We start from the raw sequence: 317 nt of genomic DNA on the forward strand, positions 1-317 counted from the left end.
TGCCCAGATGGTGAAATTGGTAGACACGCCAGCTTCAGGTGCTGGTGACCTTACGGTCGTGGAAGTTCGAGTCTTCTTCTGGGCACCAATTTCGAGTTTGAGACTAGATCAGTTTCAAAGCTCACACAAAACCCGCGAAAGCGGTTTTTTTGCATTCTAAGCCCGGGTTTTCTTAAAACTGATTTATTAAAATTAAATCAGGGGTTTACAGATCAAAACGCGCTCCGTATAGTGCGCCACATCAACAGCGGCAACGCTAGCGATGATTGCCCAGATGGTGAAATTGGTAGACACGCCAGCTTCAGGTGCTGGTGACC

At 47.6% G+C, this 317-nt stretch carries 1 tRNA gene; it reads left to right on the forward strand.

The annotated features are described in order from the left end of the window. The first annotated feature begins 1 nt into the window (after position 1). Positions 2-88, forward strand: a tRNA-Leu gene (locus DBR24_RS15350). The last annotated feature ends 229 nt before the right edge of the window (positions 89-317 follow it).

The sequence above is a fragment of the Pseudomonas sp. HMWF006 genome (assembly GCF_003061205.1).
Lineage (GTDB): Bacteria > Pseudomonadota > Gammaproteobacteria > Pseudomonadales > Pseudomonadaceae > Aquipseudomonas > Aquipseudomonas monsensis.